Raw genomic sequence first — 20,661 nt, 5'->3', positions numbered from 1 at the left:
TTTATTAGTTGCATGATTACAAAGGGTTAAATCATTTCACCGTTTCGGTGCGACATGAAATGATCTAGCCCGCGGAGGCTCCGGCGGCGGTTACCGTGATGGTCCTGCTTTCGAAGTCCATGTCGTCGGTTGAGCTGGGAAACGTCAATGTCAAAAACAAATCAAGGCCGCAGACCGCCCGAGGTGACGAGACACGACAGCTCGCCTGAGCTGGCGGATACAGGCCCAGCCGTCGCCCTGCTTTCCAACGGCCGTTACAGCGTCATGGTTACTGATGCAGGCGCGGGTTGTGCCATCTGGCGGAGCCTTGACGTCACGCGGTGGCGCGAAGATGTCACGCGAGATTGCTGGGGGCAGGTTTGCTACGTCCGCGACCAGGCGGACAAAACGGTGTGGTCTATCGGCAAGCAACCCGTTTTCCAGCCTGCAAACAGCTACGCGCACTCTTTTCACGGAGACCGGGCCGAGTTCTCCTGTCGTTCCGAAGACATTGAAATCTCCTGGAAAGTCTGCGTCGCGCAGGATGCCGACGCGGAAGTGCGTGAGCTTACCGTCGTCAACCATGGCGGACGAGAGCGGACCCTCGATCTTACCAGCTATTCCGAGGTCTGCCTGAACGATCGCCGCGCGGACAGGGCGCATCCGGCCTTTGCCAAGCTCTTCGTGGAGACGCAGCACGATGACGCGACCGGTGCTTTGTTTGCGCGACGCCGGCCGCGCGATGCGGCAGAGCCACCCGTCTGGGCCGTCCATGTTTCATCATCAGATCAACAGATCCGGGCAGAAGTCGCCCATGAGACCGATCGGCTCAAATTCCTCGGAAGGGGCCGCACGACGGCTGACCCCGCGATGCTGGACCCAGGTGCCATGCTTTCCAAGTCGACCGGGCCGGTGCTCGATGCGATCTTCTGCCTGCAAAGGATTGTCCATCTGAAACCCAAAGCCAAGGTGCGCGCCGCCTTTGTCACGGGAGCGACGGACAATCAACAGGCGGCCCAGGAAATAGCCGAACGCTACTCGACAATCGAGGGGGCGGACCGCGCCTTCTCCGAAGCGCTGGAGGCGTATCAAGGCGAGCTTCAGGGCTCGAACTTAACCCCCGGCGACGTGTCGCTGTTCAACCAGCTTGCCGGGAGCATCCTGTTTGCAAATCCGGCCATGCGATTGGCCAGGGCACTGAAGAAAAATCCACTGGATAGGGGAGCGCTTTGGTCCCACGGAATTTCCGGTGATCTTCCAATCATGCTGGTTCGCGTGAATGGCGACGGGGATGCCGCGCTCATTCGCGAAGTGAGGATGGCGCACGACTTCGCCCGCCGCCGAGGTCTGCTGTTCGATCTTGCGTTATATGACAGGCGTGGCGCGAGTAGTGCCGAGCGGCTTGCCAAAGATCTGCGAGCCGGCCCGCAAACCGGAATGCTGGGCAAACCAGGCGGAATCTTTGTCCTTTCTGCAGCGACGGTCCCGAGCGATCACCTGGATGCAATCACGGCCGCAGCGCGGATCGTCTTGCCGGATGGCGGCAGGCCTCTCGCAAGCCTGTTCGACCGGCAATCCCCCGCCGCATCACTTCCTGCACGTATTCTGGCCGCTCAAACGGGCGAAGAGCCCCCGGAGCCGGCTTCGACCACATCCACTAAAGATTTGCTATATTGGAACGGATTCGGGGGGTTCACCCCCTCGGGACGCGAATATGTCGTCATGGTGGACGGCGTTAAGTCGCGAGCACCGGCCTTGCCGCCCGCACCTTGGAGCAATGTTTTGGCCAACCCGGACTTCGGCTGCCTGACGACTGAGGCGGGGCTCGGCTACACCTGGTGGGGCAACAGCCAAATGAACCGGTTGACGCCGTGGTCGAACGACCCCGTTTCGGATACGCCAGGCGAGGTCATCTACTTGAGGGACGAGGAGAGCGGCGACGTCTGGACTCCGACGCCTCTGCCACTTGGACATGGAACGTTCGTGACTGTTCATCACGGCCAGGGCTATAGTCGCTATGTAAGCCGTAGCCGGCGCCTGAACCACGAATTGACGGTGCATGTTCCGCCGGAAGATCCGGTCAAGGTGATGTATTTGAGGCTGAGCAATGACGACGCGCGAACTCGCCATCTGACCGCAACGTATTTCGCCGAATGGGTGTTGGGAACCCAGCGTGACGACACGGCAATGCAAATCGTCTGCGAACGCGATGCGAAATCGAATGCGATCATGGCACGGAACTCATGGGCCGGCGTTTTCGCGAAAAGGCTTGCGTTTGCGGCCGCCAGCCAGCCTCCGAGGTCGACGACATCCGACCGCGCGGAATTTCTTGGGAAACACGGTTCAGTGTCCTCGCCAGCGGCCCTAGGGCGAACCGATTTGGCAGAAAGCTTCGGTCCCTTGCAGGACCCCTGTGCCGCGCTGATGGTAGAGATCTCCCTGGCACCCGGCGAGAGCAAGGAGGTTATCTTTGTTCTGGGGCAGGCCCGCAGCCACGAGCAGGTCCGCAGACTTGTGCGCGATTATGCCGACCCGGAACGTGCGAGCGAAAGCTTCGCGGCCATATGCTGTCAATGGAACGATTTGCTGGATACGGTTCAGGTCTCGACACCGGACGTCGGCATGAATCTGATGATGAATCGCTGGCTGCTGTATCAGGTCCTGGCTTGTCGCGTCTGGGGGCGGTCTGGCTTTTATCAGTCCGGGGGCGCATTCGGTTTCAGGGACCAGCTTCAGGATGTGATGGCGTTGGTCCACAGCGCGCCGGACGAGACACGCGCACACATTCTGCGAGCAGCCGCGCGTCAATTCACGGAAGGAGACGTTCAACATTGGTGGCACCCGCCGTCCGGCGTCGGCGTGCGCACACGGATCACCGACGACCTCTATTTTCTGCCTTTCGTCGTCCACCACTACGTTTCGGCGACTGGCGACGTTGACCTTCTTAATGAGCAGGTGCCTTTCATCACGTCACCCGTTCTCAAGGAGGGCCAGGAGGAGGACTTCGGCAAACCGGACGTCAGCGAACGGACCGATACGCTCTACGAACACTGTATCCGTGCATTGGAATACGGTTTCCGGCTCGGTCAGCACGGTTTGCCGCTCATGGGAACGGGCGACTGGAACGACGGCATGAACAAGGTCGGCGCCGAGGGCCGAGGTGAAAGTGTTTGGAACGGCTGGTTCTTCCTGACGGTGCTGAAATCATTTGCGACGATCGCGTCATCGCGTGGAGACGAAAGCCGCGAAACTTGGTGCTGCGAACGTGCTGAAGGATTGCGCGCGGCCTTGGAAGAACACGCCTGGGACGGCTCCTGGTACCGCCGCGCCTATTTTGACGACGGCACGCCGCTCGGCTCCTCTTCGAACGACGAGTGCCAGATCGATGCCCTTCCGCAGGCCTGGGCCGTCATCTCTGGCGAAGCCGACGATGAACGCGCGTCAAGGGCGATGAGCGCGGCCTATCAAAGACTCGTGCGCCGGCGGGACAAGCTGATCCAGTTGTTCGATCCGCCATTCGACAAGGGTTCGCTGCAGCCGGGCTACATCAAGGGCTATGTTCCCGGCATACGAGAAAATGGCGGGCAATATACCCATGCGGCTGCCTGGGTCGTGTTGGCCACTGCGCTGCAAGGCGACGGCGATCGGGCGCTGGAGCTTTGGAACCTGCTGAATCCGATCAATCACGCGACGACGAAGCAGGACGCTCAGCATTACAGGGTCGAGCCATATGTCGTCAGCGCCGATGTCTACGGCGCACCGCCAAATACCGGCCGCGGTGGCTGGACATGGTATACGGGAGCAGCAGGCTGGTTGTACCGCGTCGCGCTCGAGGCGATCCTTGGTTTTCGCCGACAGGCCCAGTTTCTTTTGATCGAACCATGTGTACCGACCGACTGGCCGGAGTTCGAAATCAAGTACAGGCACGGATCATCGACATACCGCATCCACGTGGACAACACGGCCGGCGTCTGTCGCGGGGTACGTTCGATTCTCCTTGATGACACACCGCTGGCGGACACAAAGATACCGTTAGCAGATGATGGTCGTTTCCACGACGTCCGAGTGATCCTTGGCTAAAAACTATGTCACAGATGCTATCGATCGCCCCGAAACTCACTCGCATGCCGACCGACCAGGACCTCGGCCGGCTCCAGTTCACGACGCTGCTCTATTACCTCCATTGCACCAACCCGGACAACGGGCTCGTTCGCGACAAGACCGAGCCCAACGCTCCGGCGAGCATAGCCGCGATCGGCATGGCGCTCGCGGCGCTTCCCGTGGTCGTCGAGCGCGGCGTCCTGATCCGCGAGTTTGCGGCCAAGATCGCCCGAAAGAAGCTGGCATTCCTGCTGGCCTGCCCACAGGGACCGGAGCCCGACGCGTCTGGCTATAAGGGCTTCTTCTATCATTTCCTCGACATCGAGACCGGCCGGCGGGTCTGGCAGTGCGAGCTGTCGACGATCGATTCGGCCTTCCTGTTTGCCGGAGCCTTGACCGTAGCCGCCTATTTCGACGGCGACAGCGCCGACGAAGTCGAGGTTAGGCAGCTTGCCAACACGCTCTACGAACGGGCCGACTGGAACTGGGCCTGTGACCATGGGCCTACCTTGACCCACGGCTGGCGACCGGAAAGCGGCTTCATTCCCTATCGCTGGCGTGGTTACGACGAGGGGCTTCTGCTCTACATTCTCGGATTGGGATCAAGGACCCATCCGCTGCCTCCGGACGCCTATTCCGCCTATACCGAGAGCTACGAATGGAGAAACATCTACGGACGCGAACTGCTTTATTCGGGGCCACTCTTCACCCACCAGCTCTCGCATATGTGGATTGATTTTCGCGGGATCCGCGATGAATTCATGCGCGATCACAACAGCGACTACTTCCAGAACAGCCGCCATGCGACCTACGTCCAGCAGCAATACGCCATCCGCAACCCGTTGAACTTTGCCGGTTACGGCGAGCATTGCTGGGGCTTCACCGCGAGCGACGGTCCCGGCTGGATCAAGAGAACAGTCGATGGCGTGGAAAGGGAATTCTACGACTATACCGCGCGCGGCGCGCCCTTTGGACCGGACGATGGCACCGTGTCCCCCTGGGTGGTTGTGGGGTCCCTGCCGTTCGCTCCGGAGATCGTCATTCCGACTGTCTGGAACTTTGCACAGATGCAACTGGGGATGACACGCCTCTACGGCTTCAAGCCATCCTTCAACCAGACCTTTGCGGTTGAAGGCAGCGAAACGGGATGGTGGGTGACTCCTTATCACTTCGGCATCGACCAGGGTCCCGTCGTTCTCATGATCGAAAACTACAGGACCGGCCTCTTGTGGAACGTCATGCGTCGGTGCGAGCCCTTGGTGGTCGGACTGAGGCGCGCCGGGTTCACGGGCGGATGGTTATGACGCAGCTGAAACTCCGGTGGCACGCACGACATGGATTTGCGGTATGGGCTTTGGACACACGGGGGTAAGCTCGTGCGAAATTTGCCCATTGCACTGAACCTCCTGCAGGAAAGGAATCGGCCATGAGCAAGCGCTTGTTCTCTCGTCAGCGTGACGGGCTTACCAGACGAGATCTCCTGTTAATGGCGGGAGCCACCGCCACGCTCGCAAGCTACAGCCACGCTGCCAAAAGCGCTTCTGGCGGACTCACCATCGTAATCGATGATGTGAAACACGGCGAGGACGTCTTTGCATACATCAGCAGAAAGAAAGGCGGTTTCGATCAAGCTGCTTATCAGCAGGTTATCGGCGCTGCGAATGATTTCAAAGAGGGAGATCAAGCGATTGGAGTGGGAGCAGCGGATGAGGCAAGTCGAAGAAAGGCTCGCGCTCTTCTTTCAAATACCAAGATCAAGGATCTTTACCAGCGCCCGCTGTTTGAGGACGACCTCCAGAAACTGATCTGGCAGACCACCGACCAAGCCCAGTACGAACATGTCAAAGACTGGACGATGGGCCAGTTGACGAAATTTCTCATCACCGAAACAGAAGAAAAAATCAAAGCTATTATGGATGGCCTGACGAGCGACACAATAGGCCTGCTTCCGAAACTGATGAGCAATGAGGAGCTGATCTCCCTAAGTCGGAAAATCTTCAATGTGATGCCCGGCACCAAGATGGGTTCAAAGGGATATATGGGCGCCCGTATCCAACCGAATTCTCCCACCGACCATCCCGATGACATCGCCTGGCAGGTTTTCGATGCCTTCTCGTACGCGACGGGCGACATTGTCATCGGCACCAACCCGGTGGACAGCACTGTAAGCAGCGTGGCCGCGGTTGAACGTGCGCTCAAGGACATCGTGGATACGTTCAGGCTGGCGGATGTGATCCCATGGTGCGTGCTCGCGCACATCGATGTTCAGGCCGAAACCGGCGCGAATTTTCCGGGAACAGTTTCCACAATGTTCCAGAGCCTTGCCGGAACAGATGACTGCAACAAGATCTTCGACATCACGAACGAGAAAATCCTGAAATACGCCCGCGCGAAGAAGGGCGAGAGATATGGCCTTTACTTCGAAACCGGACAGGGATCGGAGTTCACCAACGGTGCGGCGAACGGCGTCGACATGATGGTGCTTGAGTCGCGGAAGTATGGCTTCAGCAGGGCGGTCGGAATCGAACTCGCGAAGGTGCAGCCCGAAGGCGCATGGCTGCATGTCAACGATGTCGCCGGCTTCATAGGACCGGAAGTATTCAAGAGCCGGGAACAACTGGTGCGGTGCTGTCTCGAGGACATGGTGATGGGCAAGCTCCATGGCCTCACCATCGGCCTCGATATCTGCACGACCCTGCACATGACGGTCAGCCTCGACGACCTGGATTGGTGCCAGGACCAGATCATGCCGGCTAATCCCGCTTATCTGATTGCGCTGCCTACCAAGAACGATCCGATGCTGAGCTATCTCACCACATCCTTCCAGGATCACGTCCGATTGCGCGACAAGTTTGGTTTCAAGGTCAATGACTCGATGTGGGACTTTTACAAACGAATCGGCATCGTGAGTAGAGACGGGAACTATACCGCGAACTACGCAGATCCTCTCTGGGTCTACTACCAGTACCGGCTCGCCAAGGGGGATGGACGGTCCAAGGACGCGATCTACGCCGAGGGCCGCCAGAAGATGAGGGAAGTTGAGGAGAGAGGTGTCGACCTAGCCGCAGGCCACGGGCCTAATTTATGGGATCTCAATCCGACGCTCGCAGCCAAGGTGAAGGGTCTCTACGACGACGCGAAGCAATCTCTTTGGGCCGAACTTACTCCCGAGTTCATTTCCGCCATACCAGATGTCGTGCCGGTCCGCACCTTGTCCAAGGACCGCAACGATTACATAGCCCACCCCAATACGGGTGAAATGCTCAGCCCGGAAGGAATCCGGGAAATCGAAAGAATAAGGGATTCCTGGGGAGACGACTTGCCGAAGGGCCAGGTTGTTATCTCGGATGGATTGAACGCCAAAGCCATCATGGACGACGGGCATCTTGCACCCTACCTTGCGGAGATGCGCAGGTTGCTTGCCGGGGCCGGTGTCACCGTGGGCGACAAGAACATCATGGTCACCAGCGGACGGGTGCGCGCCGGCTACCGCATCGGCGAAATGCTGTTCGAAAACGCGGATCCAAACAGCTTCAGGGGAATTCTCCATGTTATCGGCGAACGACCCGGGACGATGCACCATGCTTATTCTGTCTATATTACCGTTGCCAAAGGAAAGCGCTGGTCCGAGAAGGGTATCGACCACAATAATACGAAGCTTGTGAGCAATGTCGCCGATACGGCTCTGCGGCCGAAGGAAGCCGCCAGAGAGACTTTGACTATCATAAGGGAAATTGTAGGCAAAGAGGTGAACGGCAGCCGCCGTTACGGCTAGGAGAAATCGTGCCCAGGGCAGCAGATCGACCCGGCGGTGAACGATGCCCTGGTGTTTCGACTCCGACGGTCGTCATTCTGTTGGGGTGCTCGGCGGCACTCTCTCCAACAGCCTGATCCGCCTCTTGTTGGGGCGGTCAGCCTCAGCATGATCAAGACTTGCTGATGATTTGGATGCGCCGGGTACGGCGTCGGAACCCGCTGACCGAGCTTCATGAATACGGCGCTCGACATGAGTATGCGACCGGGTCGAACTACCTTTGGGAAGATTACTACGCTCCACCTTCCGGAATCGTTACACCCGCCTCGCGCAAACCTTCGATGAAATGCTGCTGGTCTTCAGGACGACGAATCCGCAAGGCGATCTCCTTTCGGATGTTTTCGAGGAAGCCCGGAACGTTTGTTTCCAACCAATTCTGTTCCTCCTTTGCTTGCTCCTCTTTGCCGAGTTTCCCAAGAATGGCAAGCAATATGACCCGGTAAATGGGATTGGCGCGAAGGTCAGCCAAGCGCGCCCATCGCTCGGCGGCCACGTAATCGCTCTCGATGTAGGAGCAGATGGCCAAGGCCGCCTCGAAGTATCCCACCGGGCCGGGGTTCCGCTCCACAGTTTGCGATACAAGTTCGCAGCCTGAACGCCATTGACCGGAAAGGGCGCGCCGGAAACCATACTCACCGGCAAGTTCAGTGTCGTTGGGATTGATCGCGAAGGCGCGCGCGCCGACAGCCAAGGCCGCGTCGACTTCGCCACGGAAGAACAAGGTGAGCATCTCCGCCTGCAGGGCACGGACGTCCTGGGAATCCAGTTCTACGGCGCGCGCCGCTGCCGCGACCGCGTGTTCCAGCGAAATCGGAGATGATCGCTCGAGACGATACTGGAAACGGAGCTCGTCGATATAGGTCATCGACAAAAGTGCCCAAGCCGTCGCGTAGTTTGGAAACTGTCGGGTCGCTTGCTGCAGGCATTCTTGAACCGACGAATGCGTTAGCGGGCTCAAGTTGCTGCGATAGCCGTAATAGGCCAAGGTGCACGCATATGCTTCCCAATCGTCGGGAACCGAGCGCGTAAATCGCACGGCGTTCGCCTGGAAAACGACGCCATAGGGTTGTGCCACAGCAGTCGCCACGGCGGCGGCGGCTTTTTCCTGCAACGCGATAATCTTATGCGTCGCAAGACTTTCGTCATAGTTGTTCGCCCACACCACCGACCCGTCGGACCGCTGTACGAGTCTTATTGCAAGTCGAAGCTTTTCGCCGTCGAGCCGAACCCGCCCCTCCAGCGCATAAGCCGGGGCGTCGGCCTGATCAGGTGAGCCATCGAGTTTTTCTCGGCTGACGACAATGATCTCCTTGAATCTGGCAATTTTGTCGACGACCTCGTCCGTGAACCCTCGTGTTATCATCGCCGAGTGCGGTGTTCCGGTAAGATCCTCAAAGGGCATCACAGCGAGTTTCGGGATGTTTGGCCGGAATCCGGCCATATCCTCGCTCTCCGCCGGGGTAATAGAACGAAGCAGGGCGTTTGCCGCCAGACTACCAAGGGCAAAGGCAAGCGCCGCGATCGCGACCCACGCCCATGGCTGCCGAGAGCTCCCGAAGGGCGAATTGCGTCTGACGCTCACGAAGAGGCCGGGGTCAGGTTCAGTATGCACTTTGATGCGCCTTTCGAACGTCGGTACGTAGGCGCCTTTCGGCATGTTTATTATGAGCGGGTCGTTGTGGCCCTCGACCAGATAGTAGCGTTCGAGCGCGCGTCGAATACGGGCAGCTTCAATCCGCACGGCCGGATCCGTTTGAGCGTCGAAGGAAGAATCTCGACCGAAGACTTCGGTTGCTATTGAATAGGCCTTTATACGATCGGCACGGCCTGCAATCGTCTCCCCGACGACATAGGCCAGGAATTGGCGGGCTCGTTCCGGCGCATCGAATTCGGTGCTGAATCGGATTCGATCAAGTTGCGCAAGAACTTCCGCCTCGGTGGGTAGAGCAGTTGCGGGGTCGACCGGGACGCCCTGTTGGTCTGCGTGTACCATGTCCCGCCCTCAGGTCAGAAGCCGCATCGATTGGGCCGGCGCTTTTCGCTTCGGTATCGTCCATGTCCCAGTCCCATTTCCATTGATGTGGATCAATGGCGAGGCCCGTCAAGGGCCGCGGGCCGGTGACGAGCCTCCCGGCCGCCTGCGAGGGGGGGCAAAGCGACCAACGTCAGTTTAAACCCGAACACTGCCGGCCGCCATGCGCCAGTGCGGCTTAGCCCCCGCCAGCCATTCCCCAACGACAATCAGGAGACTTCAATCACCGCTCAGTAGGTTCGCTCTGCCGCAAAGGGCAGGGTGAACAAGAGCAACCTCGCGTCCGTGCTTGTGGCGCTGGACAGGTACGGTGAGCGCTTCGGCATGGATCGGCCGCACCGTCTCGCCCAGTATTTCGCCCAGCTGATGTATGAAAGCGGAGACTTCCGCTACGATCGAGAGATCTGGGGGCCGACGCCGACGCAGCAGCGCTACGACACAAGGACCGATCTCGGCAACACGCTGGAGAAGGATGGTGACGGTTATCTCTACCGCGGCGCACCGGAATGCAGCTCACTGGCAAGGACAACTATCGCCAGTTCCGCAACTGGTGTCGCGCCGCTGGCCTCGATTGCCCCGATTTCGTCAAGGATCCGGACGCGGTCAATGCCGATCCGGGGGAAGGCCTGGTGCCTCTGTTCTACTGGGACACCCGGGACCTTAACCGCTGGGCCGACGAGGGCGACGCCGAGACCATCACGAAGAAGATCAACGGCGGCAAGAATGGCTTGGCCGACCGCTTCGATAGGTTGGCGCGGATCTCGCTCGTGCTGCTCGGCTACCGAGCGGACAATGTCCTTCAGTTCCAGGCCGACCAGTGCGTGGACGGCGATGTCGGACCGAAAACCAGCGCTGCGATGCATACGGCGCTCGTGGCACTCACTCCGGGCGAAGCGGCACGGCCGGAGATCAAGGCGGCGCCGGTCACCGAGGGGAAGCCGGTCCCAGTACCGGTAACGCCGCCCAGCCTCGATGATTACGCCCGGGTTCATCAGGTGTGACGAGGCCCAGTGGATCCAGCCCGCTCTCCGACGATGTCCGCGGCCATGCCCCAAAGCCGATGCGCGTTCGCGCTGTCCAATGCATACGGGGCTACGCCTTCGAGCTTTCCTTCCGGTCTCTGCGCAACAAGCGGAGCTTCCTGGCAGTGGTCGAAATACCGACCGTTCACCCCTTCCACCAGCGGCGAGCCAGCCAGCAGCACAGATGTGGAAGCACCTTGCTCGGGCGTCTTGCGCAGGTGTTCAGGCGTCCTCAGGCCACCCGTATGGCGTTGGAGGTTGGTCGCGATGGCACCCGGGTTGAGCGCGTTGGAAACGATGCCGTCGGAGACCCAGCGGTCTTTGATGCCGATAGAAAGCAGAATACAGGCGGTCTTGGACTGGGCGTACGCGAGGAGGGGATCGTAGGGCATGAAGCGGAAATGCGGGTCATCCCAGAAGAGCGGGCCAAAGAGGCTTCCTGTCGAGCTTACGGACATAACGCGCGCACCCTGGGCCCTCGCGAGATGGGGGTGAACGCCGAGCGTGAGCGCGAAGTGCCCCAGAAAGTTTGTTGCAAACTGGATCTCACAGCCTTCGGGGTGACCGCTCCAACTCGGGCAGCGCCATGATGCCCGCATTGTTGATGAGCGCGTGTAGCGGTTTGTCCAATTGGCCACGAACGTGCGAACGGACCTGAGATCAGAAAGATCGAGCGGACGCACGTCTATCTTCTCATTGCCGGTTTTTCTCCTGAGAGCCTCGGCGACCTCTTCAGCGGCCCCGACGCGCCGAGCCCCGATGGTGACCGATGCTCCCGCGCCGGCGAGGCTCTTTACCGTTTCGATACCGATGCCGCTGGCTCCGCCTGCAACGATCATCGTTTTTCCGGTCAAATCGATGCCGGAAAGTACCTCGGATGCTGTCGAGGAGAATCCAATGGAATATGTTGAGACATTGCTAGGGTCTTTCATGGAATTGAGCTTGTATCTCAGGTGCGTCAGTCCGGATTACGGTCTCGCCGCCAATCTCGATCAGATCAAAAGCACCGGCCTGCCCATCGTTTCGCCGGCTGCCAAGGCCCTCTGGGCTTCACCGACTCCACTGAAGGAAACCACCCGGTCGATGTGCGCTCGCAAACCGCCTCGATCGACGAGTTCCGCAATCCGTTTGAGCGCAACGGTTTGCCGGAGTCGCTGTGCATGGTCGCGACTGATCTGGGGAAGCCCTATGTTCACGAAGCTGATATCCATGTATTTCCATTCGGCCGGGCCGTTTCCGCCGACGGGCCAATCGGACACCACTGTATTGACGAGTCTTCCGTACGAGCCAGTGTGACAGAAGCTTTCGGCGAAATTGCTGTGACCCACGAAGTCGAACACGACATTCGCTCCAGGTTCACCCCGCCAGGAGTGCAACGCTTCCTCGACTTTCGCCGAGCGGTAATTGATGACCGGTTCAGCGCCAAGCTTCTTCACCAGGCCGGCCTTTTGCTCGCTCGAAACGGTGGTCGCTATCTTTGCACCAAGAGCAGCAAGGTACTGGATCGCGATGTGCCCGAGCCCGCCCGCGCCGCCGTGAACGAGGACATAATCTCCTTGCCCGACCCGCCGCTTCTCGAACACCGCCTCCCAAGCCGTCAGTGCGACGACAGGAAGCGCAGCAGCTTCGGCAAAGTCCAGCGTTCCGGGCTTCGCTGTCACGTAGTCGGAGCGTACGACCTTGTATTCGGCGTAGCTTCCCGGATTTCCGGCGTAACCGCCGTCCACGTACCAAACTTCGTCGCCTACTCGGACGTTGGTCACCTCTCGCCCGGCCTCCACCACCACGCCGACACCATCAATGCCGAGGATCGTTGGCCCAGACGGGGAGCCTCCTTCGCTGTCGTAAACGGCTCCGTTCTTCCGGTTCTGCCAGTCAGCCGGATTGATGCCCGCCGCCTTCACTCGGATAAGCACGTCCAACTCGTCCCTAAGGCGAGGGCGGCGGACTTCGCGCAGCTTTAGCACCTCGGGACCGCCCGGTTTGGTTACCACGAGTGCCTGCATTTTCTCAGACATCGTGCGGTTCCGCTTTACCGGACCAGATGGCGTTTAGAATCCGATGCAGGTTTACGGCGTCTTCGAACGTCGGACTGAGATTGGTGTGGTTTGTTATGTCGGACGCTATGCGCGAGTACGCGACGCCAACGCTTTGGCTGAACCCGTCTTCGAGACCGGATGTTTCGTAGTCCGAAGGCACGGGCAACTCGTGCATTTGCTCGTCTCGCTGTGCGCCTTTCAGAGTGAAGCCCCCAAGACCGACGTAGCCGACAGGGCTCGTCAGTATGAGATCACCCTTGGTCCCGTTGATCTCGATATGGAAATTCGTCCCGCGTGAGAGACCGCCCCGGAAATGCGCGCTGAGCGCCGCGCCGTTCTCAAGCAAGCCACCAACTACAATCTGGTCCGGCGCTGTAAACGCGATCTGGTTCCCGGTCTCCGCTATCCTTACCGCGGAACGGCTGTTCGACAGCGCACCGCTGACGGACTTCAGCCGCAAGCCGAGCGCATAGAGGGCAGCGTCAAGCGTGTGGGCGAATGGCACGTGGAGCATGGAGGCTCCGTTGGCCATCTCCAGGGTATACTGGTAGCTCTCGCTGATCTCCTCGCCCCAGATGATGCCGGACCCGATGATCGAAACTGAGAGGACATCGCCAACATACCCGTTTTTGATAAGGTCCCTCATATAGCTGACGGCTGGGACGGAACGCGTTTGAAGGCCGATTGCGGTGAACACGTTCTTCGACTTGGCGAGCGCGAGCATCGTTTCTGCGTCAGGCAGGTTCATTCCCAGAGGCCACTCCGAAAAGACGGCCTTACCCGCGACCAAGGCCTTCGTTACGAGTTCAAGGTGACGTGGGACCTTGACCGTCACCACAACGAGATCGACATTCGGATCGTTCACCAGTTCATCCGTTGTTCCGAAGCCGTGATCCGCGCCGAACTTCAGGGCGGCCGCGCGGGCTATCTCCGGCTTGTTGTGGCTCACAGCCGTGATGCGAAACTCGGGCAACGCTTTGAGAGCAGGGATGTGGGCGGTTGCGGCCCAGCCCTTTTCCGGATGGACGCCGATGATGCCGACTTTGATCGGATTGGAATTCATGCCGCGATCTCCTTCGGCTTGATTTCTAGGATCGTGCGGTGAAGCTCCAGGTGCGCCAAGCGCCATTGTCCGTCTTCGAGCCGCCAGGTTTCGTGATAGTGGCCGTACCCGTGCATCGAGGCCGGGCGGAGGTCATCGCCGTCGGGAAAAAGCAGGTAGTCTTCCATCGACCAGATGGCGCGGACTTCCTCTTCCGTGATGACGTCGATCTTGTGGACTTGGTGAATGGTCCTGGCCCCGGCGAGGTAGGCCTTGGTGGCGGCAAGGAATTCGTCGAAGGAATCGAATTCAGCCAGCGCGATTCCGTCTTCGCCGAAGAAGCGGATGGTGGGTTCACGTGCGAACAACGCAGCGAACTCCACCCAATTTTGGGTGTCCACGTATCGGCAGTAGCGAGCCTTCGACGTTCGGTTTCGACTAACGCGAAATGGTTTTGCAATTGGAATCTCCTTTTCGCTCCACCATATAGCGACGAACAGCAAGAGCTTTCAGTCACGATCGTCCCAAGTTTTGGCTCGATCGTCCATCATAGGAACATTTAGTTGGACCTGTTGACCGACATCTTCTCTTCGATGCGAATGAGGAAGGCTAAGTTCACGACTTTGGAATGTGCTGCCAAAACTACTTCACCTGAAATCTGAGCAGTACCGTAGCCGAGCGTTCCAGTCGGTGCTGGAGTTGCTCGCGGCGGAAGCAGATGCTCCGGGATTGGGTTCGGACGCCGTCGTGCGACGCCTGTTCGAACTGCTCTTCATTCATGCGATACGGGCATTCGCGCAACAAGGGTCGACGCCTAAGCGAGGATGGCTAGCGGCTGTCTTCGACAGGAATCTGGCCTTGGCGATCGAAGCAATGCATGCGAAGGCGCAAATAGCCTGGACGGTGGATGAACTGGCAAAGAAAGCCGGCATGTCCCGTTCGGCTTTCGCGGCCCGTTTCAAAGTTGTCGTCGGACAAACTCCCCTGGCATATCTGACTGAGTGGCGAATTCACCAGGCTGCAAGGCTGATTGAGAGAAACGCGGATAGGCTTTCCGTCATCGCGCGGAGCATCGGTTATCAGTCCGAGGCAGCGTTTACCAAGGCCTTCACGAAGGTAATGGGGATAGTGCCAAGTGAATACCGTAAACGCGTATCCGACACGTACGGAGGCTCGGCGGCCGGCGTCATCGCCGAAATGCGAGAAGCCGCGTGATAGCCTGCAACAGCACCTGACTGTTGAGGGGTTTTCGCATGAAGACCCTGCGATCGTCGGCTCCTGGGAAGCCGAGGTCGTCGATGTCGTTGCGGCCGGTCATCAATATCATCGGCATTGCGGGCTCCCGACTTCTCACGGCTTGCTCCAGCTCGAAACCATCCATGGACGGCATTCTGATGTCGGTGATCACGCAGTGACATGTGGAGAGGTCTTCAGTCGAGAGAAACGACCGAGGCGAGCGGTACGTCCGAACGACGTAGCCGACGGACTCCAGAAGCTCCCGCAGTCCGTCCAGAACCCGTTTGTCGTCGTCCACGATCGCGAAAGTATGGCTGTCCTGCGCTAGCATCCCTTAGTTTCCATGTCGGGAGTGCGTGATAGGTATGCCGAGCTTGGTGGCGATCCGCACCAGGTCGGCCAACGAGTCCGCGTGCATCTTGCGCATAAGATTGCCTCGGTGGATTTGGAAGGTGATCTCGCTGATTCCAAGTTCGGCGGCTCCCTGTTTATTCATCAGTCCACTCACAACGAGGGGAAGGACGTCTCGTTCCCTTGCGGACAGGCGATTCAGTCTGCCTTGCAGCTCATTGAGTACGGATCGGTCGCGACGTGCCTCGCGATCGCGCTCGAGTGCCGTTTGGATCGCGGCAAGCAGTTCGTGATCCCTGAACGGTTTGGCAAGAAAATCCACCGCGCCGAGTTTCATGGCGCGAACCGTCATGGGGATGTCTCCGTGCCCGGTTATGAAAACGATCGGTGGGTGCGGTTCATTTGCCAACCGGGCCTGGAGCTCGAACCCGTCGATGTCTGGAAGTCGCACGTCGAGCACGAGACATGAAGGATTCTCCGGCTTTGGGGCTTTGAGGTATTCCCTTGCCGACGCGAACGTCGTCACGCCTATCCCCCGCGATTCAAGCAATTCGGAAAGCCCATCCCGAACGCGCTTGTCGTCGTCTATGACGAATACGGCATGGTCCCCGTGGGACATTGCGTTATCCTCCGGATAAGGGAAGTGCAAAGGTAAAAACCGTGCCGGATGGTTCCGATGGTGAGGCCCAGAGCGTTCCTGCGTGTGCTCCCACGATACTACGGCAGATCGACAGCCCGATCCCCATGCCGTTGTGCTTCGTGGTGTAGAACGGTTCGAATATCTTCTCGGCATCCTGGAGGCCGACGCCGCTGTCGCGCACGTCCACCAGGATTTTCCCATTCTCGAACCGGGACCGAATCTCCAGCAGCCGCACTGCTCCGTTCAACGTCGCCATGGCGTCCATCGCGTTCTGAACGAGGTTCACAACCACCTGGAGGATGAGGCCCTTGTCGAAGGTCGCGTTCGGCAGGTTCGGCTCCAGATGCGTTCGCAGATCGCATTTCGATCCGGCGATCCTTTCACGCAGCAGCGTGCAGGCCTCCAAAATGACCTCGTTGATGTCACCTGGATATTTCGCTCCGCCCGACTGCCTGAAGAGTGCCTTGATCCGGCTGATAACTTCGGCTGCGTCGCTGGCGGCGTCTGCGGCCTTCTTGGCGCTGGACCTCGCCCTGTCGATGTTGGGTGGCGTCGCACTTAGCCATTGCGCGGTGGCGCTGCTGTTGGTGGTGACGGCCACCAAAGGCTGGTTTAATTCATGCGCTATCGAAGCGGATAGCTCCGAGAGACTTGCAGCGCGCGTTGCGAGTTCGAGCTGGTGCTGGGCTTTCTGCAGCTGTGCTTGCGCCTGGGCCTCATCCTCCACGTCGACGATGACGCCGTACCACTGGAACAGCCTGCTCTGGCGATCGCGCAGGACACGCGCTCGGCAGTCCACAAGATGGTAATTGCCGTCGGCCAGGCGATGGCGGTATTTCAAAGCGATCGGTTCGCCGGACTTGAAGGACTGCTCGAAGCGGTCTCGCAGGAACGGCGCGTCAGCAGGGTGAACGAGGTTGCTGATCATCGGGGCGAAGCCGGAACCATCGACGCCGCGAAGCTCCTCGAGTGTCACACCGGAATACTTCATCAGTGGCTCGTTGAAATAGGTCGGCTGTCCCTCCGGGCTGGCGCACCACACAAAGGCGGGAAGTGTGTCGAGCATCAGTTTCAGCCGCTCTGCGTTTGACCGGAGCTCTTCCTGCGTCTGATGAAGCTCTTCGATATCGACGTTGGTCCCATACCATTCGATTATCTCACCGTCTTCGCCGAGGAGCGGGGCCGCGTCTATCCTGTTCCAACGGTGGGTTCCGTCCTTGTAGCGCAGCCGACAGATCAGCGAGAGCGATGCCTTCCGTTCGACGCAGTCCGCCCATGCGGACTGGAAACCTTCGGCGTCATCGGGATGGACAACACCGAAGTTGTTCTCTTTGATCTCCTCGAACGTGGCCCCGAGATACTCGAGCGTCTTCGGGTTCTGATAGATCGGCTCACCCGACGGGGAGCCGCACCATATCATAACCGGCATCGTATCGATCAGAGTGCGAAGCTGCCGCTCGCTTTCCGCCAGCCGCTGCTCAGCGCGCTTCTTTTCATCGACATCGATGGTCGTTCCAAACCACCCCAGTATATCGCCCTGCGCATCGAAATGGGGGCGTCCGTACGCCTGGAACCAGCGATACTCGCCGTCGGCCCGCCTTATGCGGTGTATCGACTGGAAGGACGTGCCCGTCCGCATGCTGGTGAGCCATGCCTCCGTCACTCGCTCGGCATCGTCGGGGTGAACGGCCTCCAGTCCGGTTCGTCCGGTTTCGTTGAATTCGTCTGTCCGCTTGCCCACGTACTCGACCACGCTGGGGTTCACATAAACAAATTTTCCCATTGCGTCGGTAGCCCAGCCGAGACCTGGCATGCTTTCCACGATCAGTTTCGCGTTGTTCAGATGTTCGTCGGTGTCAATCCGCCGCCGCCATAGGTCGGCGAGCCAGACGATTGCCAGCGCGGACAGCAGAAATGCCGCCGGGCGCGTCAGACCGGCGGAACCGCTGGCTTGAACGAAGACAATGAGAGCGCAGACGGCTATCAGCAGCAACGCGGCCGCCACCGCTAAATGCCTGCGTTTGATCAACATTGTCGTGGCAAGGGCGAGGAACAACGCCCCTGAGGGTTCCTGGTTAATCACTCCCAAAGCCGTTCCGGCGCATCCTGCTGCAAGCGCAGGTGCGTATTGTCGCAATTCTAGCCCCCTCACGACATTCTCCCAGGTTGGCACCACCGGAGTTTCGGCGACTATACGTCGATCCAGAACATCCGACCAGTTGGGCTTTCTGGCCTAACGGAAACATATAATTGCCGAGCCCACCCTCCTGCCTATCCTGGGAGGCCAACGGAGCGATCGCCAACCGCGATCGAAATCGCCCGTCAGCCGCGCTTGTCCAAACCGCGGTTGGGGGATGACCCAATGCAGGATGAACTCCATGACGGTCCGAAAATCATCACTTGCACCGGTTTCACGGCGCACCGTCTTGGGCGGTGCCGCAGGGGCTGTCGGAGCCTCCCTTTTCGGATCGGCAACATTTGCTCCGGTGCCGACCGCGAACGCTCAGACGCAGCAACCATCAGCCGAGGAAAAGACCATGGGCACGATCACTACAAGGGATGGAACGCAAATTTTTTACAAAGACTGGGGAAAGGGCCAGCCCGTCGTCTTCCATCACGGCTGGCCTCTGAGCGCCGATGACTGGGACAACCAGATGCTCTTCTTCCTTGGCAAAGGTTACCGGGTCATCGCGCACGACAGGCGCGGCCATGGTCGTTCGACGCAGACCGACACGGGCAACGACATGGACACATACGCGGCCGACGTCGCGGAACTTGCGGAGGCCCTCGACCTGCGGGATGCGATCCACGTAGGGCATTCGACCGGCGGCGGGGAAGTCACCCGCTATGTCGCCCAGCACGGCAAGGGCAGGGTGGCTAAAGCGGTGATCATCTCGGCGATTCCGCCCGTGATGCTAAAGTCCGACAGCAATCCAGGAGGCTTGCCGATCGAGGTGTTCGACGATCTCCGCGCCCAACTTGCCGCCAACCGCGCGCAGTTCTACCTCGACGTCCCGACTGGTCCTTTTTACGGCTTTAACCGGGAGGATGCAAAGGTCTCGCCCGGACTGATCCAGAATTGGTGGCGACAGGGAATGATCGGGGGAGCGATCGCGCACTATGAATGCATAAAGGTCTTCTCCGAAACAGACTTCACCCAAGACCTGAAGAAGATCGACGTTCCTGTGCTGGTGATGCACGGCGACGATGACCAGATTGTTCCGATTGCCGACGCCGCCCTGCTGTCGATCAAGCTGCTAAAGCATGGCACGTTGAAGGTCTACAAGGGTCTGCCACATGGCATGTGCAGCACGCACCCCGACATCATCAACCCCGATCTATTGGCTTTCTTCCAGGCATGATCGCTCGGCGGCAGAGCGGCTTCAGGTGATGTCCAAGCTCCTTGGAGCCGCCATTCCGGAAAAGGACCTTCCATGACCCAAGACTTAAAGCTTTCCCGCCGCGGGTTTTGTCTGTGCTGCATGGCCGCCTCGACCTTTGCTGTCTCCGGAGGCTGGCTCAGCCCACGCCAGGCTTTCGCCAAGGCGCAGGGCATCGTCGACATGATCCGCGACGAGGCGGCGAAAGCACCGATCAAGGTGCACGAGGTCAGAGCCGGCGTCGCCATACTGGAAGGGTCAGGGGGGAACATTGCCGTTCTAACCGGGGAGGACGGGAAACTCCTGGTCGATGGAGGCATAACCGCCTCCCGCCTCCGGATACTCGATGCCCTGGCTGGGCTTGGCAAGCAACCTGTCATGCATCTGATCAACACGCACTGGCATTTCGACCACACGGACGGAAATGAATGGCTGAACGCTGAAGGTGCGGTGATCCTTGCGCACGAGAACACCAAGAAACGCCTTATGACGATCCAGAGAGTGGACGACTGGGATTTCGAGTTTCCGCGGCCACCGCTTGCCGCCGTGCCGTCGGAAACTGTCGGCGATGAGACCTCGCTCAAGCTCAACAAGTCGACGCTGATGCTAAAGCACCACCCCAACGCGCATACGGACGGCGACATCTCGGTCACGTTCCGCGAAGCGAATATCGTCCACACCGGAGACCTGTACTGGAATGGCATTTATCCGTTTATAGACTATTCGACCGGGGGCGGGATCGACGGCAAGATCAGGGCGGTCGAGGAAATCCTCTCCCGCGTCACCGACGAGACGATCGTCATACCCGGCCACGGTCAGCCGCTGAGCAAGAAATCCGAACTGAGTGACTACAGGAAGATGCTCGTCGATATCCGCGGGAACGTCGCCAGACTGAAAGCCGAGGGAAAGCCGATCGATGAAGTCATTGCCGCGAAGCCGACTGAACAATTCGACGCGAAGTGGGGACAGTTCGTCATCGGCCCCGAGTTCTTCACCCGCCTTGTCTATCACGGCGTCTGAGCGAT

The 20,661-nt window shown here is 59.3% G+C and carries 13 protein-coding genes and 2 pseudogenes; 7 read left to right on the top strand and 8 right to left on the bottom strand.

Going from position 1 to position 20,661, the window contains the following annotated elements:
- The first annotated feature begins 147 nt into the window (after nt 1-147).
- The 3 genes from JOH52_RS30170 to eutB all read left to right on the top strand — a co-directional run bounded on the left by JOH52_RS30170 (nt 148) and on the right by eutB (nt 7,855).
- Complete coding sequence (locus JOH52_RS30170) at nt 148-4,059, top strand: GH36-type glycosyl hydrolase domain-containing protein (protein WP_014531862.1); 3,912 nt, start codon at nt 148-150, stop codon at nt 4,057-4,059.
- Nucleotides 4,060-4,064: 5 nt separating this feature from the next.
- On the top strand, nt 4,065-5,384 hold the full coding sequence (locus JOH52_RS30165) for a glucoamylase family protein (RefSeq protein ID WP_014531861.1): 1,320 nt from the start codon (nt 4,065-4,067) through the stop codon (nt 5,382-5,384).
- Between the two features lie 122 nt (nt 5,385-5,506).
- Nucleotides 5,507-7,855 (top strand): ethanolamine ammonia-lyase subunit EutB, encoded by a 2,349-nt coding sequence (gene eutB, locus JOH52_RS30160; protein WP_014528395.1) that lies wholly within the window; start codon nt 5,507-5,509, stop codon nt 7,853-7,855.
- A 271-nt stretch (nt 7,856-8,126) separates the two neighbouring features.
- Here the strand turns inward: eutB and JOH52_RS30155 are convergent, their stop codons facing one another.
- Nucleotides 8,127-9,887, bottom strand: a complete 1,761-nt coding sequence (locus JOH52_RS30155) for a hypothetical protein (protein ID WP_014531860.1) — start codon at nt 9,885-9,887, stop codon at nt 8,127-8,129.
- Between the two features lie 405 nt (nt 9,888-10,292).
- On the opposite strand from JOH52_RS30155, the pseudogene JOH52_RS35510 reads away from it, so the two are divergent.
- Nucleotides 10,293-10,900 (top strand): annotated as a pseudogene (locus JOH52_RS35510) (glycoside hydrolase family 19 protein); the annotation flags it as partial.
- A 17-nt stretch (nt 10,901-10,917) separates the two neighbouring features.
- Here JOH52_RS35510 and JOH52_RS30145 read toward each other — a convergent pair.
- The 4 genes from JOH52_RS30145 to JOH52_RS30130 form a co-directional block, all read right to left on the bottom strand.
- The gene (locus JOH52_RS30145) at nt 10,918-11,787 is read right to left on the bottom strand and encodes an SDR family NAD(P)-dependent oxidoreductase (RefSeq protein WP_164851493.1); all 870 of its coding nucleotides are present in this window, start codon (nt 11,785-11,787) and stop codon (nt 10,918-10,920) included.
- A gap of 153 nt (nt 11,788-11,940) precedes the next feature.
- Nucleotides 11,941-12,966 (bottom strand): quinone oxidoreductase family protein, encoded by a 1,026-nt coding sequence (locus tag JOH52_RS30140; RefSeq protein WP_014989876.1) that lies wholly within the window; start codon nt 12,964-12,966, stop codon nt 11,941-11,943.
- Entirely contained in the window at nt 12,959-14,050 is a 1,092-nt protein-coding gene (locus JOH52_RS30135; RefSeq protein WP_017272440.1) for a Gfo/Idh/MocA family protein, read from the bottom strand. Before JOH52_RS30135 ends, JOH52_RS30140 begins: the two co-directional genes overlap by 8 nt.
- A complete protein-coding gene (locus JOH52_RS30130; RefSeq protein WP_017266321.1) occupies nt 14,047-14,397 on the bottom strand; it encodes a nuclear transport factor 2 family protein in 351 nt (116 codons plus the stop codon). Before JOH52_RS30130 ends, JOH52_RS30135 begins: the two co-directional genes overlap by 4 nt.
- A gap of 238 nt (nt 14,398-14,635) precedes the next feature.
- Between JOH52_RS30130 and JOH52_RS36640 the strand changes: the two are divergent.
- Nucleotides 14,636-15,244, top strand: a pseudogene (locus tag JOH52_RS36640) (helix-turn-helix transcriptional regulator); the annotation flags it as partial.
- Here the strand turns inward: JOH52_RS36640 and JOH52_RS30120 are convergent.
- From JOH52_RS30120 to JOH52_RS30110, 3 genes are read right to left on the bottom strand one after another with little or no spacing between them, the layout of a single operon-like run.
- Nucleotides 15,216-15,596: a response regulator gene (locus JOH52_RS30120; RefSeq protein ID WP_014528401.1), complete on the bottom strand. Its 381-nt coding sequence runs from the start codon at nt 15,594-15,596 to the stop codon at nt 15,216-15,218. The pseudogene JOH52_RS36640 and the gene JOH52_RS30120 overlap by 29 nt on opposite strands.
- Nucleotides 15,597-15,599: 3 nt before the next feature.
- Nucleotides 15,600-16,235 carry a response regulator transcription factor gene (locus JOH52_RS30115; protein WP_014528402.1) on the bottom strand — a complete coding sequence of 212 codons (636 nt, stop codon included), beginning with the start codon at nt 16,233-16,235 and terminating at the stop codon, nt 15,600-15,602.
- Nucleotides 16,236-16,239: 4 nt separating this feature from the next.
- Nucleotides 16,240-18,288, bottom strand: coding sequence for a PAS domain-containing sensor histidine kinase (locus JOH52_RS30110; RefSeq protein ID WP_017272441.1), 2,049 nt, complete (start codon nt 18,286-18,288; stop codon nt 16,240-16,242).
- A gap of 505 nt (nt 18,289-18,793) precedes the next feature.
- Between JOH52_RS30110 and JOH52_RS30105 the strand changes: the two genes are divergently transcribed.
- Entirely contained in the window at nt 18,794-19,618 is an 825-nt protein-coding gene (locus JOH52_RS30105) for an alpha/beta fold hydrolase (protein ID WP_017266318.1), read from the top strand.
- 72 nt (nt 19,619-19,690) lie between these two features.
- Nucleotides 19,691-20,656 carry an MBL fold metallo-hydrolase gene (locus JOH52_RS30100; protein WP_017272442.1) on the top strand — a complete coding sequence of 322 codons (966 nt, stop codon included), beginning with the start codon at nt 19,691-19,693 and terminating at the stop codon, nt 20,654-20,656.
- The last annotated feature ends 5 nt before the right edge of the window (nt 20,657-20,661 follow it).

The organism is Sinorhizobium meliloti (assembly GCF_017876815.1).
Lineage (GTDB): Bacteria > Pseudomonadota > Alphaproteobacteria > Rhizobiales > Rhizobiaceae > Sinorhizobium > Sinorhizobium meliloti.
The sequence above is the reverse complement of the archived record's forward strand: the minus strand, read 5'-3'. Positions and strand labels throughout refer to the sequence as shown.